Source organism: uncultured Rummeliibacillus sp. (genome assembly GCF_934216135.1).
In the GTDB taxonomy this organism is placed as follows: domain Bacteria; phylum Bacillota; class Bacilli; order Bacillales_A; family Planococcaceae; genus Rummeliibacillus.
This window is the reverse complement of sequence record NZ_CAKQBI010000019.1, coordinates 14,510-27,935: the sequence shown is the minus strand read 5'-3', so window position 1 is coordinate 27,935 and position 13,426 is coordinate 14,510. Positions and strand designations below refer to the sequence as shown.

General features: G+C 34.3%; 17 protein-coding genes. 4 read left to right on the top strand and 13 right to left on the bottom strand.

Annotated features, from left to right (window positions below):
• Positions 1 to 83: 83 nt before the first annotated feature.
• The 13 genes from Q0977_RS12295 to Q0977_RS12235 all read right to left on the bottom strand — a co-directional run bounded on the left by Q0977_RS12295 (position 84) and on the right by Q0977_RS12235 (position 10,122).
• On the bottom strand, positions 84 to 281 hold the full coding sequence (locus Q0977_RS12295) for a DUF4177 domain-containing protein (protein WP_124218052.1): 198 nt from the start codon (positions 279 to 281) through the stop codon (positions 84 to 86).
• A 275-nt stretch (positions 282 to 556) separates the two neighbouring features.
• On the bottom strand, positions 557 to 1,636 hold the full coding sequence (locus Q0977_RS12290) for a hypothetical protein (RefSeq protein WP_124218051.1): 1,080 nt from the start codon (positions 1,634 to 1,636) through the stop codon (positions 557 to 559).
• Positions 1,633 to 2,763: an o-succinylbenzoate synthase gene (menC, locus tag Q0977_RS12285; RefSeq protein ID WP_124218050.1), complete on the bottom strand. Its 1,131-nt coding sequence runs from the start codon at positions 2,761 to 2,763 to the stop codon at positions 1,633 to 1,635. Before menC ends, Q0977_RS12290 begins: the two co-directional genes overlap by 4 nt.
• Before the next feature lie 14 nt (positions 2,764 to 2,777).
• Positions 2,778 to 3,599, bottom strand: coding sequence for a GNAT family N-acetyltransferase (locus Q0977_RS12280; RefSeq protein WP_299514335.1), 822 nt, complete (start codon positions 3,597 to 3,599; stop codon positions 2,778 to 2,780).
• Positions 3,596 to 4,738 (bottom strand): M20 peptidase aminoacylase family protein, encoded by a 1,143-nt coding sequence (locus Q0977_RS12275; RefSeq protein ID WP_299514332.1) that lies wholly within the window; start codon positions 4,736 to 4,738, stop codon positions 3,596 to 3,598. Before Q0977_RS12275 ends, Q0977_RS12280 begins: the two co-directional genes overlap by 4 nt.
• Positions 4,735 to 5,592 (bottom strand): MurR/RpiR family transcriptional regulator, encoded by an 858-nt coding sequence (locus Q0977_RS12270; RefSeq protein WP_299514329.1) that lies wholly within the window; start codon positions 5,590 to 5,592, stop codon positions 4,735 to 4,737. Before Q0977_RS12270 ends, Q0977_RS12275 begins: the two co-directional genes overlap by 4 nt.
• Positions 5,593 to 5,815: 223 nt before the next feature.
• Positions 5,816 to 6,319: a DNA-deoxyinosine glycosylase gene (locus Q0977_RS12265; RefSeq protein ID WP_124218046.1), complete on the bottom strand. Its 504-nt coding sequence runs from the start codon at positions 6,317 to 6,319 to the stop codon at positions 5,816 to 5,818.
• A gap of 236 nt (positions 6,320 to 6,555) precedes the next feature.
• Positions 6,556 to 7,014 carry a hypothetical protein gene (locus Q0977_RS12260; RefSeq protein ID WP_299514323.1) on the bottom strand — a complete coding sequence of 153 codons (459 nt, stop codon included), beginning with the start codon at positions 7,012 to 7,014 and terminating at the stop codon, positions 6,556 to 6,558.
• Between the two features lie 80 nt (positions 7,015 to 7,094).
• Entirely contained in the window at positions 7,095 to 7,505 is a 411-nt protein-coding gene (locus Q0977_RS12255) for a PH domain-containing protein (RefSeq protein ID WP_299514320.1), read from the bottom strand.
• Between the two features lie 97 nt (positions 7,506 to 7,602).
• The gene (locus Q0977_RS12250) at positions 7,603 to 7,869 is read right to left on the bottom strand and encodes a YesK family protein (RefSeq protein WP_299514317.1); all 267 of its coding nucleotides are present in this window, start codon (positions 7,867 to 7,869) and stop codon (positions 7,603 to 7,605) included.
• Positions 7,870 to 8,388: 519 nt separating this feature from the next.
• The gene (locus Q0977_RS12245) at positions 8,389 to 8,769 is read right to left on the bottom strand and encodes a hypothetical protein (RefSeq protein WP_299514314.1); all 381 of its coding nucleotides are present in this window, start codon (positions 8,767 to 8,769) and stop codon (positions 8,389 to 8,391) included.
• Between the two features lie 100 nt (positions 8,770 to 8,869).
• Positions 8,870 to 9,580: a nucleotidyltransferase domain-containing protein gene (locus Q0977_RS12240; protein ID WP_299514311.1), complete on the bottom strand. Its 711-nt coding sequence runs from the start codon at positions 9,578 to 9,580 to the stop codon at positions 8,870 to 8,872.
• A 5-nt stretch (positions 9,581 to 9,585) separates the two neighbouring features.
• Entirely contained in the window at positions 9,586 to 10,122 is a 537-nt protein-coding gene (locus Q0977_RS12235) for a GNAT family N-acetyltransferase (protein WP_299514410.1), read from the bottom strand.
• 187 nt (positions 10,123 to 10,309) lie between these two features.
• On the opposite strand from Q0977_RS12235, the gene Q0977_RS12230 reads away from it, so the two are divergent.
• From Q0977_RS12230 to Q0977_RS12215, 4 genes are read left to right on the top strand one after another with little or no spacing between them, the layout of a single operon-like run.
• Positions 10,310 to 11,422 carry a helix-turn-helix domain-containing protein gene (locus Q0977_RS12230; RefSeq protein WP_299514308.1) on the top strand — a complete coding sequence of 371 codons (1,113 nt, stop codon included), beginning with the start codon at positions 10,310 to 10,312 and terminating at the stop codon, positions 11,420 to 11,422.
• A 1-nt stretch (position 11,423) separates the two neighbouring features.
• Positions 11,424 to 11,624 (top strand): PLD nuclease N-terminal domain-containing protein, encoded by a 201-nt coding sequence (locus Q0977_RS12225; protein ID WP_199670670.1) that lies wholly within the window; start codon positions 11,424 to 11,426, stop codon positions 11,622 to 11,624.
• Positions 11,621 to 12,529: an ABC transporter ATP-binding protein gene (locus Q0977_RS12220; protein ID WP_299514304.1), complete on the top strand. Its 909-nt coding sequence runs from the start codon at positions 11,621 to 11,623 to the stop codon at positions 12,527 to 12,529. Before Q0977_RS12225 ends, Q0977_RS12220 begins: the two co-directional genes overlap by 4 nt.
• A 1-nt stretch (position 12,530) precedes the next feature.
• On the top strand, positions 12,531 to 13,298 hold the full coding sequence (locus Q0977_RS12215; protein WP_299514301.1) for an ABC transporter permease: 768 nt from the start codon (positions 12,531 to 12,533) through the stop codon (positions 13,296 to 13,298).
• The last annotated feature ends 128 nt before the right edge of the window (positions 13,299 to 13,426 follow it).

Below are 13,426 nucleotides of genomic sequence, written 5' to 3'. Positions count from 1 at the left end.
TCTGTTAAATTTTAATGTTGATAATCGCATAAAAATTAAAGGAAACCAAATTTAATAAGTTTCCTTTAATCTTTCTGTTCAGTTTACTTTTGTACAGGTCTTTCAAAGATTAAATCATAATAAGAACCTACTGCAACTCCTGAAGTTACACTGTCAGGAGAGAAAATTTGAACAAAACGCCATCCCTGTTCTGCGTGACTTTTAATTACTTCTTGATAGTCCTCTTTAGGCTTACCAGATATTTTTTTAAACTCTATTTTGACGAACTTGTATTCAAACATTTTATTATCCTCCTTTTGAATATAATTATTTGTACGGTTTCAATTGAAATAAGTTTCAATAACATTTAGAGGCAACATTGTTCATATAACCTGCCTCGTTGAATAAAGATTACACAATAAATTTTGACAGTCGTAAACTTTCATATGTGTCTATCATTTCAAATACAAAAGATGTTAATAGAAATTCTTATATATGCTGTTTAGTGCTTTCTTTTTATAGAAAAAGCCTTCCAGTTATCCATTTGGAAGGCTTCACTACAATATTTCTTTCAATATCAAGCTTCTTTTACAACTAATGATTTCGCTTTTGAACGTTTGACATTCACAAACCATGCAATCACAATGGCAATCATTAAAACAAAACCTAAGTACCCCATTGCTGGATATACCGTGCTCACCAAAGTGATAAAGCCTACAAAACTTAGACCAAATCCACCAACACCAATTACCCAAACTACCCAATTGAAATGTTTACTTTCTGCTGGAACGATACGAACAGTAAAGGCATAAAGCATACCTACAGCTGTGTTATAAATCATTCCCAGTAAAGCAATTGACATGAGAACACCAAGAATCGGTGAAATGTTCGTTGCAAGTGTAAGCATTGGCATATCCGAACTACCAACTTGATTTATTTTTGTGAATATTGCGACATTTATAAGCAAAATAAGAATACCTAATCCAATACCACCGTAAACTCCGCCTTTTTTTGCGATTTTCTCATCCTTTTCAAGTCCGCCCATTACAGTAAGCATTGATGCACCTGCTGCAAGATTGTAGGATACATACAATAGTGCCCCTAAAATCCAATTAGAAGACCCTGAATTTTGTTGTTTTGCTAACTGATCCATTTGTCCAGCTGTTAAATCCGTTGTAAAGATGGAATAACCAGCAATAATGACTACCAATACCATTAAGAAAGGTGTAATTGCACTGATCATCGCGATAATCTTCTGAACATTGAACATCAGTGTTAATATTGTTACGATTAACATCGCTAAACTACCATACATGGCCGGAATGCCGAATTGGTTTTCAAAAATCGAACCTGCTCCCGCAAACATAACAACAGATACTCCAAATAAGAAGAACGTGATGACAAAATCTACTGCTGCACCTAAATACTTCCCGCAAATTTGATAGACAACTTCTTTATGAGAAGTCGCATGTAAGCGACTCCCTAATGTAGTTAAATTCATGCCTAAAAAAGCAAATAAAACCGTTGCAATTGCCGTACCTACAACTCCCCACCAGCCAAAGCTAGTGAAAAATTGCAAGATTTCTTGTCCAGAGGCAAAACCAGCACCAACAATGACACCGATAAATGCTCCGGCCATTTCAAAACTCTTTTTCATCGAACCACCTCTTCGTCTACTAAGTTATATACTTTTTTGTTGACGGTGAATTTTTCAATTCGTTCAAGGTTTGGCTCGTATCCAATTCCAGGTTCGTCTGGTACTGTAATATAACCATTTTCAACGATTACTTCAGGATCGATAATGTCACGTTCCCAATAACGTTCAGAACCTGCCGTATCGCCTGGCATGATAAAGTTAGAAAGTGTTGTAATCGCTACATTATGAGCTCGTCCAATACCAGACTCTAACATTCCACCACACCATACAGGAATCCCTTTTGATTCACAATAATCGTGGATTTTTTTGGATTCTGTTAATCCACCGACACGACCAATTTTAATATTAATAATGCCGCAACTTCCTAGTTCAACAGCTTTGCGTGCATCTTCTAAAGAATGGATACTTTCGTCTAAACAAATAGGTGTTTTCAATTTTTTTTGCAATGTGGCATGATCGATAATATCGTCAGAAGCAAGGGGCTGTTCGATCATTGTTAGATTAAATTCATCGAGTTGCTTTAATAACGCTGCATCTTCTAAGCTATATGCTGAATTCGCATCCGCCATTAATGGAACATCCGGGAATCTTTCTCGAATCGCACGAATGACATCGACATCCCAACCTGGTTTGATCTTCACTTTGATACGTTTATAGCCTTCTTTTACATATCCATCTATTAATGAAAGTAATTTTTCAACTGATTTTTGAATACCGATACTAATACCGACTTCGATTTCTTTCTTGTCTCCTCCAAGTGCTGAGGCTAATGTTTGATGTGTCCGTTTTGCATATAAGTCCCATACAGCACCCTCAAGAGCTGCTTTTGCCATATTGTTTTTGCGAATGAATGCAAATAATTCGTTGATTTCATCTGGATGTTCGATTTCTCTTCCTTTGACTAGTGGAATTAAAAAGTCTTCTAGAATGATCCAATTTGTTTTGTAAGTTTCTTCATTGTACCAAGGGGAATCAAATGCAACCGACTCTCCCCATCCTTTGTTGCCTAATTCATCTGTTGCTTCTAATAGTAGAAACTCCTTATTAACAAATGTTCCAAAGCTCGTTGTAAAAGGTGCTTTCATTTTCATTTTTAAATGTCGAATTGTGATATTTTGAATTTTCATCTATAAAATCCTTTCTATTGTGGGATATTTAATTTAGTTTTTGGAACAAGAAGATAATAGTGAATTGGTTTATCTTGTGTTTTTACTAATTCAATCGCTGTATATCCATTTCGGAATAACGTTTTAAAAATGTTACGAGTTTTCATACGCCAATCAATCGCGACATTTAAATCTTGTTCTTTCAAGTGATTGATATCAGCAGGAACAGGTATTAGATAGGCCCCTTCATCAAAACTCGTAATTTTCTGAAAATAGATATCATCACAATACGGTACATGGAGATCGTTATAAGCCCATGACGCAAGTACAGTCGGTTTACCATAATCTTCTTTCACAAACTGATTGACATAATCACTTGTGATCCACCAATCGATTTGAAATCGGTCTGATGGTAAACCTGCGTTCAAACCATCGTCCATCTTGCCATAACAATCTTCAATGTATGTATCGCATACGCCATGTAATTTTGTTAAGTTTAAATAGGCATTTCTTGTTTGTAATGGATCATACGTCCATGTCATTCTTTCATACCCGATTTTCACGGCAAGTTGTTTTTGTTGTTGTTTTAACTCCGCCCCTATACCAAGCTCTCGATATTCTGGGAGAATACCGAGCATATGTGAACAAAGCGAAACTTTTCCATTTTCAAAACCCGCAAAACCATAGCTAAATCCAACAATTCTGTCCCCATCAAATGCACCAATTACTGTTCCTCCATGCTTTACAGCTGTAAGAGTTTGATGTGTTGGAATGGGAGATGTGCCCCAAACGGCATGTTCTAGTTTTTGTACAAGTTCCATTTCTTCATTTGTTGTTAATACTTTATACGTAATCATTTTGGTGTCACTTCTTCCTGTGCATATGTGACTGCATTCAATACAGTACGTGTTAAAATTTCAACTCCCGTAAATAGTGCATCTCTATTAAATGTCATATTCGGGTGATGTAAACCTGGTTGTAAACCGCAACCTAGCCCAAGCATAGTTGCTTTAATATGCGGACATTTCAGGGTATAAAAGTGAAAATCCTCACCGCCTGTTGTGATTACAGGTGGTTTCGTATTGGCTTCACCAACTGTTTCAACTATTGCTTTACGCATCAGTTGCATCGCTTCCTTATTTACTTCTGCGGCTGCTATATTAGCATCAATCTGATAGTCAATTTTAATATCATATTGTTTTTCGACACCGGCAATGGCATGTTCAAATTCCTTCATCAATGTAGTAATGCCATCATTTTTTTGAGAGCGTGCATCAATTGAAAATTCCGCTTTTCCAGGAATAATATTTGCTGCTGAACCTGCATGGAATTTTGTCAATTTAATAGATGACGGAATCATCGGATTGATATGAATACTTTGCAAAGCATTTACTAAAGAAGCACCAATCTCAATGGCATTTTTGCCAAGATGAGGTCGTGCACCATGTGCTTCTCTACCATAAATCGTACCTGTTATTAATCTTGCAGCACCATGATAGATTGCTGGACTAAATGTGCCATCTTGTAATTCCTCAATCGGTCTGACATGAACACCAAATAAGAAATCGAGGTCATCAACCAAACCTTTGTCGATTAGATGTAGCGCACCTTGTCCTTTTTCTTCTGCAGGTTGGAATAAGACCCGGATTGTTCCATTTTCTGGGTTGTGTAATTTTTGAAGCAATAACAATGTCCCAATCGCCATGGTCATATGTCCATCATGCCCACAAGAGTGATTTGCCTTAAAGACACCATCTACTTCTTGCCAAAGTGCATCAATATCTGTTCTAAGTCCGATAACCGGTTTACCATGCCCAATTTCTACGTACAATCCAGTTGATCCATCTATTAAATGTGGTGAAAAACCATATGACTCTAATAGTTGTTTAATATAATTCGTTGTATTTTGTTCTTTCCAACTTATTTCTGGATGGCTATGTAGATATGTAAAGACATCTTTTAGTGTTGGAGTTATTTCCTCTAGTAATTGTTTCATTTAAAATCATCTCCATCTAAAAATAAAAAGCTACTATCAACACTATCATATTGCGCTTTATACATCTCATATTGCTCTGGCGCTTGAATCGTCATGCCTGAAACTAATGTATTCAAAAAAGAAATGACGATTGGCATGATATCAATTGTTGACGTTTCTGCTGACCCGAGAGGAAAATAGTAATCAGCATACTGATATAGTGGTGCTGTCATCGCATCAGATATCCCAATAATAGTAACTCCCTTTTGCTTGATCATCCGTGTTAAATCGATTGTCTCTTTGTAGTATCGATGAAAAGATAAAACAATCAATACCTCGCCTTTCTTCATATGGCTGAGTAGTTGGATAATATCTTGTGACTGTGGTTCAATCATATGAATATCAGGTCGCAAAAGATTTAATGTAAACCCTAACCATTGCGCAGCTGCAAAAGATGAACGAAGCCCAAGTACATATATCTTTTTTGCACTATGTAAAGATTGACAACTCTCTTGAAAAGAATCTTTGTTGATCAATTCAGACACTTCTTGTATTTTCATCGCATCATTTTGCATAACTATTTCATGAAAGCTACCATTTGCTTCAATTTTGTTTTTTGTTGCTAAGTATGTACCTAGTGAACTTTTACTCTTCATAAATGTACTTCGAATAATAGATTGTAATTCACTATAACCTGACAACTTAATCGCATAGCAAAAGCGAATAACAGTTGTTTCACTAACCCCAACAGCTTCACCAATTTCTTGAGCTGATTTTAAAGCGACATCATGTGGTGATTCTAAAATATAACTTGCTACTTTTTTCTGTCCTTTTGACAGCTGTTCAAAATGTTCTTGTATCAATTTTTGATACATATTTATAACCTCCAAAATGAAGTTTATACTTTATTTTTATATATTCTTGAAGTTTTGACTTCAATTTGTTGTATATAACAATAGCACTTTTAATTTTTAAATTCAATAACTTTTCTGAAAATTTTATTCATTTAAGTTTATTTGAGATTAATTGTTCAATCCTATTAAAAAAAATGAACCAAAAGTATAAAAAAAAATACCCTAAAGGTCTTCAAAGTAACCTTTAGGATATGTATTCTTCAATAACCCGCCATTCTTCAACTTTCTCATCAAACGTTTTAATGTTTTTGCCGGGAATTGGACTCGTTGAAGGCATTTTTGCATAGTCAACTTGTTTTAGAAGTTCGAGTCCCATATATTTCTTGAAGACTGAATAGGATTTACCACCATTAAATAGTAAGATTCGAATATTCGGGTATTTCAAGAATAGATTCTTAAAGTCATTTGGGATGACATTTCGAATACTAGCATCTGAGCTACCTTCTCTTTCACAAGATTGAATGGTATCCCAAAGACCGATATGGTGTTTTTTTAAAAGTTTTATTCGTTCATCATAATCTGATGGAATTTCACAATTTAGGATTTTCCCGATAATGGGCCAAAAGTGATTTCGCGGATTCCCGTAATATTGTTGTTTTTGCAGCGATAATTGACTTGGCATAGAACCTAATATCAAAACTTTTGTAGATTCATCAATGACAGGTGGTAAAACATTTTGGATATTCATGGCTTTCTTTTCCCTCTTTTAATTATAATTATTCTCCATTATACCCTTGCTGCTCCATACCACTCAAAATAAATCAGGCGAGTTCATACTCAATATCCCACTTTTATTTAAACGTCCGATAGCAAATATACGATTTTTCATGTCAAATATAGCCCTCATCAATAAATATCCAAGTATTCCGCCCAATATGTTGAATAATAAGATTTTTATAAACATGTTATTATTTAAAGCCAAGACTAATCCAAACGATTCAAAAGCAAAACGAAGAATTTCGATTGCAATACAGCGATTGCAATACAGCTTAGAATAACAGTAGGTACAACTTGCTTTAAGCCATTTAACTTGAACAGAATTGAAAGATAAATACCTAAAGGAATAAATAAAAGTAAATTATAAAAAATAGCAGAAGGAACATTCATTGTTGTCTTCTTATATATAAAATAATACTCGTCAAACAATCCATCTGGAACAGTAACGCGAAAATTATATGGTTGGGTTAGTATCGGGAGTGTGATCCCTCCAAATTTTATTTGAATCAAGCTCAATACATAAAATAAAAAACTATAGAATATTATTCGTTTCGTATTAGTCATCTTCGGTTTCCTAAAGAAATCCAAAAATATATCTATAAATATATAAAGTAGTAATAATATAAATCCCCAAGGAACAATATTGTATAGAATATGTAGAGACATCTACTATTTCCTCCATATTTTTAATTAGTGGTTTGTAAACCTTATGCTGCTAAATAATGTTTCGAAAGCACTAACACTCATTACTTTATACTGTTATCAACCTCAATTTGTGGATTTTTACTTTTTAGAAAAGATACGAATTTTTGTTTATCCTTTGGAGAAACAAGTGCCATTCCAAATTCAGAGTTATAAATTATTTCAAGCCTATCCATCGAAAGTGCGGAAGATGCTAACGGATTTATTGTTTTTGTTATTTTTTTAATATCTTTTATAGGCACTTTCTTTTTTATAGGACCATTTCGGATGATTAGTAATTCGCTATTTACGGTGTATCCTGTAGTAAACCAACTCCAAGCTAATAGGATTGCTAAAGGAATCGTGAAAAAAAGTGCTTCATAGTCTCTTCCTATAAAAATTGGAGAGAAACATGCAATTATACAACCCCAATTGATAGGATATATCCAGAGATCTTTTTTTGATGGAAAATACATTAAAATCCCCCTTTTTCCAATAATCAGATGTGAATTATACGACATATCTTTGTTTGTAATGGGTGGAAGAAATTTGGCTGAAATCATTAAGCTACCTTTATTTCGTGATACTATTTATGAGACCACCTACTATTGTTCCTACGAGAATAGAGGCTCCAATAAATCCATAACCCATACCACTCCAACCTCCTACAAACAAGCTAATAATAACAATACCTATACTTATTATTACTAGCCCATAAAAACCAATACTAAGGTACTTATCTTTCTTCTCTGGAATTGATTTCTTTAAAAATATTGATGCAACAACCAAAAGCACAGTTACTCCTAACGCAATATAAATAAAAATTCCGAAGCCTTCCATTTTTACACATCTCCCCTGCCATATTCATAGAATCTATCTATAGTTATATCCTTCAAAAAGCAAAAATGTGTAAGAAAATGGTTGATTTTTTCCTTTTTTTAAATATTATATCTTCAAAGATGAAGATTAAGACAGCCATTAAAATAATAAATAAAATCCTTGAGCGTTATGTTTTATTATGACAGTGTACATCTATTGGGCATAATAAAATAATTATGATCCAAACAATAATGGAATTACCTAAAAATTTCTTTGATAGAAAGTTCATAAATTTCCCCCACTATAATTTTTCAGTTTGGTTTTGTAATATCTCACCTTATTATATCATGCAAATTGCATAACTTTCCAATTATTGTAATTAACACTTCTATTAAAAAGGCCTTTATTCTTCAGGCAATCCATTTATTTTCGTTGCAATTTTCTTAATTAGTCGCTACTTCCCTACAATTTTTTAAACTAAAAAATCCACAGACTGGATTTCAGACCAGTCTGTGGATTAGGATTAACAATTTAAATCGTTTAGAATTTTTTCGCAGTTACTTGTTTATCAGGAAAACCTAGAGCTGACACCATTGCATTATAGGCAGGAAATACGTTGTCATAGGCTTCATTTGCACCTTTTGTATCTACTGTACTTTCAAAATCTTTGGTTACTTCCTTAAAGTAATCTCTAAAAAGATTTAGTTTTTCTTGAAAATCAACCACTTCAGGGGCATTTTCAATTTCAGGATCCATTAGTGTATATACATAGTATGAATGTAAATTAGCACAATATCTTTCATACATATCAGAACGCACCTTACCATTTTTCTTGGCAACCTTTTTTAAGTCTTTCATACTTATAAGTACGTTTTCTCCTTGTTGTACGATCAATTCTACATTTGTATTGGTTGAATCCATTTCTATTACGACCTTTCTTGTCTGTTACAATATCATCAATATTATAATAACACAATTGCCTAATGATGGCAGTTTCGATGAATTTGATGCAGTAAAACTTTTACTTTTTCCCTAACGAAAACCCTTCAAAGAGTGTTCCACCAAAAGGGGCTAAAATCTCTTCTACTATTTTTATAACGTTTTCTTTTTCGCCAGTTCGATAAAAACCATCGAAGGCATCTATAAATCTATTGGCAAATTTCAGGTCATATTGCTTTAATGCACGAACAATCCATTTTGACGATCCGATCCATTGACGATTTGTTCGTAAGACGAATTCACTTGCTAATTCAGCTAGATGATTTGCAATGAATAATTCCTCAGCTCGATTCGTACAACCGATGAAATCGTCGAGCGTATCTGTTAAAAAATAGCGTTTGAAGTTGATTGTTTCTATTGACCATTCAGCCGGTCCTTTATCTAATAACTTTATTGCTTCTAATTTAATCGATTCAATAATTCCTTCATCTTTTAAAATAATGCCCTCTGCCACCATTCTCGGTAAGGATGGTCGTGCTCTTTCTACATCACTATCAAAATAAGATTGATACGATGTTAAATTATGCACAAAGACCTCAATAGGCCATCCAAATTGGATAAGGGATTCTCTATAAGACGCACATATTTTGTTATCAAATATGACAATATCTAAATCTGATGTGTCGGTCGCCTCCCCTCTCACTACACTTCCTGCAAGAATGGCACCTTGACACTGTGGGAAAAATTCATCAATGAACAAACTAGCTGCTTCGACTGGTTTATATTGATGCATACATGTTACTCCCCCTTGTTCCATTCATGCTCCAAAATACTATATAACAATGAATCACGCCAACCTGTTTTAAGAAGCAAGTCTTCACGTATTCTACCTTCTTGAATCATGCCAATTTTTTGTAGTACTTTTGAAGAACCGATATTTCGTGGATCGCAGGTTGCATAGATTCGATGAAGATTTAACGTTTCAAATCCAAATTGTAACAGAAGTTTTGCGACTTCCGTAGCTATGCCCTTCCCCCAATAATCAGGATGAATGATGTAAGCAATCTCCCCTACCCTAAAATCACGAATATTCATCTCCCCAGCGCCGATCATCTTTCCATTTTCTTGTTCAATAACTGAAAAGACATACCGAGAGCGCTCTTCTTCTGTCGCGTCCAATAATACTTGTTTGACGAAATCTTGTGTCTCTTCTTCCGTATTAGGTCCCCAAGGTTGATATTGACAAACAATTGGTAGAGAAGCATATTTATGTACGTCTCGCCAATCTTTTTCGTTCATCTCTTTTAGTATTACTTTTGAATGAATTATTTCGATTGTCAAATTACATACCCCCTTAAGAAAGTTAAATTATACCTATTTTATCAGTTTAATGAATTTATACAATAGTTATTTGTGAATTTCGAAGTTTCCTAACGGTTGATTTTTTCAACTAAAATACACTGTTTCTCCATCGTCTTTACTGTACTTCTAGGATATACTGAACATAAAGGAGTTGAAGATGATGAAAGACTTACAATTTGCTAATACAATTGCTTCTTTACGAAAGACGAATGGCTTAACACAAGACGAAGTGGCTAATTTTGTAGGTGTTTCAAAAGCTGCCGTTTCAAAATGGGAAACCGGTTTAAGTTATCCTGATATATTACTACTTCCTAAACTCGCAACTTATTTTAACTTAACGATTGATGAGTTATTAGGTTATAAACCACAGATGACAAAGGAAAATATTCAAAAATTATATGTTGAACTATCTCAAGACTTTGCAACTAAATCTTTTGATGAAGTCTATTCACATATTAAAAATATAATTGATGAATACTATTCTTGTTTTCCTTTATTATTGCAAATGGCAGTATTATTGCTAAATTATCAACCGATAGCTGGTGAGTTAAAAGATGAAGTGATGCAAAAAATCATTACCCTCTGTCAACGTGTTGAAGAATATGCTGAAAATCCACGGCTTTCCTTTCAGGCTCGTTCTATCGAAGCAAGCTGCCAACTGATGATACAAAATCCTGAAAGAGTGTTGGATTTGCTTGGAAATGGCGTTGAACCTTATATCGGAAACGAAATTATCGTTGCAAATGCCTATCAGCAATTACAACAAACTGACAAAGCTAAAGAAACACTACAAGTTAGTATGTATCAATATATTCTTGGCATTGTATCCATCGCGTCAAATTACTTGATGATGAATAGCACTCAACTCGGAAAATTCGATGAAATGGTAGAACGCACAGAAAAGGTTATTGAAGCTTTTGATTTGGGGCACTTACATTTCAATAGTACCCTTATCTTTTATCTAACATCCGCACAAGGATATATGATGCAAAATCGTGAAGAAAAGGCAATCGTGATGATCAAAAAATATGTAAAAGTTGCACAATCGATTGAGTTCCCTATTACACTACATGGTGATGAATTTTTTGACTTAATCGATGGTTGGGTAGATCGTGAATTTGACTTAGGTTCAAATGCTCCGCGAGATGAACAATCGATTAAACATAGCCTCATTTCGACCATTCAAGATAATCCTGTATTCAAGCCATTACTGCAAAAACAGGAAGTACGTTTAATGCTTACAAATTTACAACACACGTTAGGATGTGATTAATATGTCAATTCAAGAAGCACTACCGTTGATCATCCCAATCGCTATTTTAGAGTGGACACTTGCGATTGTTGCATTGGTACATGTTTTAAAACACCCACACTATCGCTTTGGCAATAAACCTATGTGGATTGTCATCGTTCTTTTCATTCAAATTATTGGACCAATCGTATACTTCTTATTTGGAAGAGGGAGAGATGAATGACTATTTTAACTTTAGATCATGTAACCAAATCATTCGGCTCCAATTTGGTCATTGACGACATTAGCTTCCAATTAGAAGAAGGGAAAATATTTGGTTTACTTGGTCAAAATGGCGCCGGAAAAACAACTTTGATGAAAATGATATTAGGGCTGCTGCCAATAACTAAAGGCAAGATTCTACTATTTGATGAAGAGGTCAAATATGGCTATTCCCCTACCAATCGTCATATCGGTTATTTACCAGATGTCCCTTCCTACTATTCTTATATGACCGCTTATGAATATTTAATATTATGTGGAGAGATTACAGGAATCCCGAAAAAGACGTTAAAAGAACGCGCGGAAAAATATTTAAAACTAGTTGGATTAGAAAAAAACAAAAAGAAGATCCAACAATTTTCACGCGGTATGAAACAACGACTTGGCATTGCACAAGCGCTCATTCACCAACCAAAATTACTTATTTGCGATGAACCGACTTCAGCACTTGACCCTATCGGACGGAAAGAAATATTGGATATTTTGAAATCGATAAAAAAAGAAACAACTGTTATTTTATCTACCCATATTTTGCATGACGCTGAACAAATCTGTGATGAGGTGGCCATGTTACATAACGGTAAGTTTGTTGTGACGGGGACACTTTCAGAAATTATGAAAACGCACAGTAAACAACAGATACGAGTTGTATTTGATGACGAAAAACAAGCACAACATTTTGTCGAGAAATCTGAAATAATTGAAAACGTAAGGATTCAATCAAATATACTATTAATAGAAGCAACGGATATAAAAGATATGCAGAAACAAATTTTTACGCAATGCACATTCCTTCATTTATTCCCATCCTCTATTCAAATAGTCCAACCGTCTTTGGATGAAATTTTCTTGGAGGTGAGTAGATAAGATGCATACTTTTCTCGCATTATTTAAGAAAGAAACAATGGAGTTTAATCGTACTTATAAATTTTTAATCGTTATTTCTGTATTTATGATATTTGCCATCATGAGTCCTTTAACTGCTAAATTCATGCCAGAAATTTTGTCGCAATTTCTTCCAAAAGAAGTAGCTGATAGCTTCCCTGCCCCTTCAGCTCTCGATTCATGGGCACAGTTTTTCAAAAACTTTTCACAAATCGGTCTTTTTGTGATTGCTCTGCTATTTGCAGGAACCATTATTCATGAACGAAGTGAAGGTACCTTAATCATTTTACTGACAAAAGGATTACGACGAAGTACAGTTGTTTTCGTAAAAACAATCTTCTCGATGTTGGTTTGGACCGTAATGTATTGGGGCGCTTTTGGCGTGACCTATTTCTATACTTGGTATTATTGGAAAGACGAACATGCTGACCACTTAGGTCTTGCCGTGGGAAATTTATGGTTATTTGGTCTTTTACTCATTGCGGTAATCTTATTTGGTAACGTCTTGTTCAAATCGATTTATGGTAACCTCCTTTTGACCGCGCTATTTGTAGGGGTCTGGTTTATTGTTTCCATCTTCCCTAAGGCAGAAGACTTCAACCTTTTAAGATTGGCTACAGATGGTAATAATATTTTAAAAGGTGTAAATGATGTGGGTGATTTTAATTGGATCTATGTTATTTCGATTGGTTTAATCATAGTGTTGCAAGTTCTGACGATTCGAATCTTTAATAAAAAATCGCTAATTTAATATAGCCTTAGTTGCCGGTTTTTCTTTCTATTATATATAGACTGGCGAGGTTTATAATTGTAATAATAAAAAAGAATCTCTTTCATAGTGAAATGAAGGAGATTCTTTTTTGTATTTTAATATGAAGT

Excerpts from the sequence above, each read along its gene's own strand:
- Q0977_RS12260 (WP_299514323.1), bottom strand. The coding sequence starts at position 7,014 with ATGTCTCTACATATTCTATACAATATTGTTCCTTGGGGATTTATATTA.
- Q0977_RS12250 (WP_299514317.1), bottom strand. The coding sequence starts at position 7,869 with ATGGAAGGCTTCGGAATTTTTATTTATATTGCGTTAGGAGTAACTGTG.
- Q0977_RS12255 (WP_299514320.1), bottom strand. The coding sequence starts at position 7,505 with ATGTATTTTCCATCAAAAAAAGATCTCTGGATATATCCTATCAATTGG.
- menC (WP_124218050.1), bottom strand. The coding sequence starts at position 2,763 with ATGAAAATTCAAAATATCACAATTCGACATTTAAAAATGAAAATGAAA.
- Q0977_RS12270 (WP_299514329.1), bottom strand. The coding sequence starts at position 5,592 with ATGTATCAAAAATTGATACAAGAACATTTTGAACAGCTGTCAAAAGGA.
- Q0977_RS12240 (WP_299514311.1), bottom strand. The coding sequence starts at position 9,580 with ATGCATCAATATAAACCAGTCGAAGCAGCTAGTTTGTTCATTGATGAA.
- Q0977_RS12215 (WP_299514301.1), top strand. The coding sequence starts at position 12,531 with ATGCATACTTTTCTCGCATTATTTAAGAAAGAAACAATGGAGTTTAAT.
- Q0977_RS12225 (WP_199670670.1), top strand. The coding sequence starts at position 11,424 with ATGTCAATTCAAGAAGCACTACCGTTGATCATCCCAATCGCTATTTTA.
- Q0977_RS12265 (WP_124218046.1), bottom strand. The coding sequence starts at position 6,319 with ATGAATATCCAAAATGTTTTACCACCTGTCATTGATGAATCTACAAAA.
- Q0977_RS12230 (WP_299514308.1), top strand. The coding sequence starts at position 10,310 with ATGAAAGACTTACAATTTGCTAATACAATTGCTTCTTTACGAAAGACG.
- Q0977_RS12245 (WP_299514314.1), bottom strand. The coding sequence starts at position 8,769 with ATGGATTCAACCAATACAAATGTAGAATTGATCGTACAACAAGGAGAA.
- Q0977_RS12275 (WP_299514332.1), bottom strand. The coding sequence starts at position 4,738 with ATGAAACAATTACTAGAGGAAATAACTCCAACACTAAAAGATGTCTTT.
- Q0977_RS12290 (WP_124218051.1), bottom strand. The coding sequence starts at position 1,636 with ATGAAAAAGAGTTTTGAAATGGCCGGAGCATTTATCGGTGTCATTGTT.
- Q0977_RS12220 (WP_299514304.1), top strand. The coding sequence starts at position 11,621 with ATGACTATTTTAACTTTAGATCATGTAACCAAATCATTCGGCTCCAAT.
- Q0977_RS12280 (WP_299514335.1), bottom strand. The coding sequence starts at position 3,599 with ATGATTACGTATAAAGTATTAACAACAAATGAAGAAATGGAACTTGTA.
- Q0977_RS12295 (WP_124218052.1), bottom strand. The coding sequence starts at position 281 with ATGTTTGAATACAAGTTCGTCAAAATAGAGTTTAAAAAAATATCTGGT.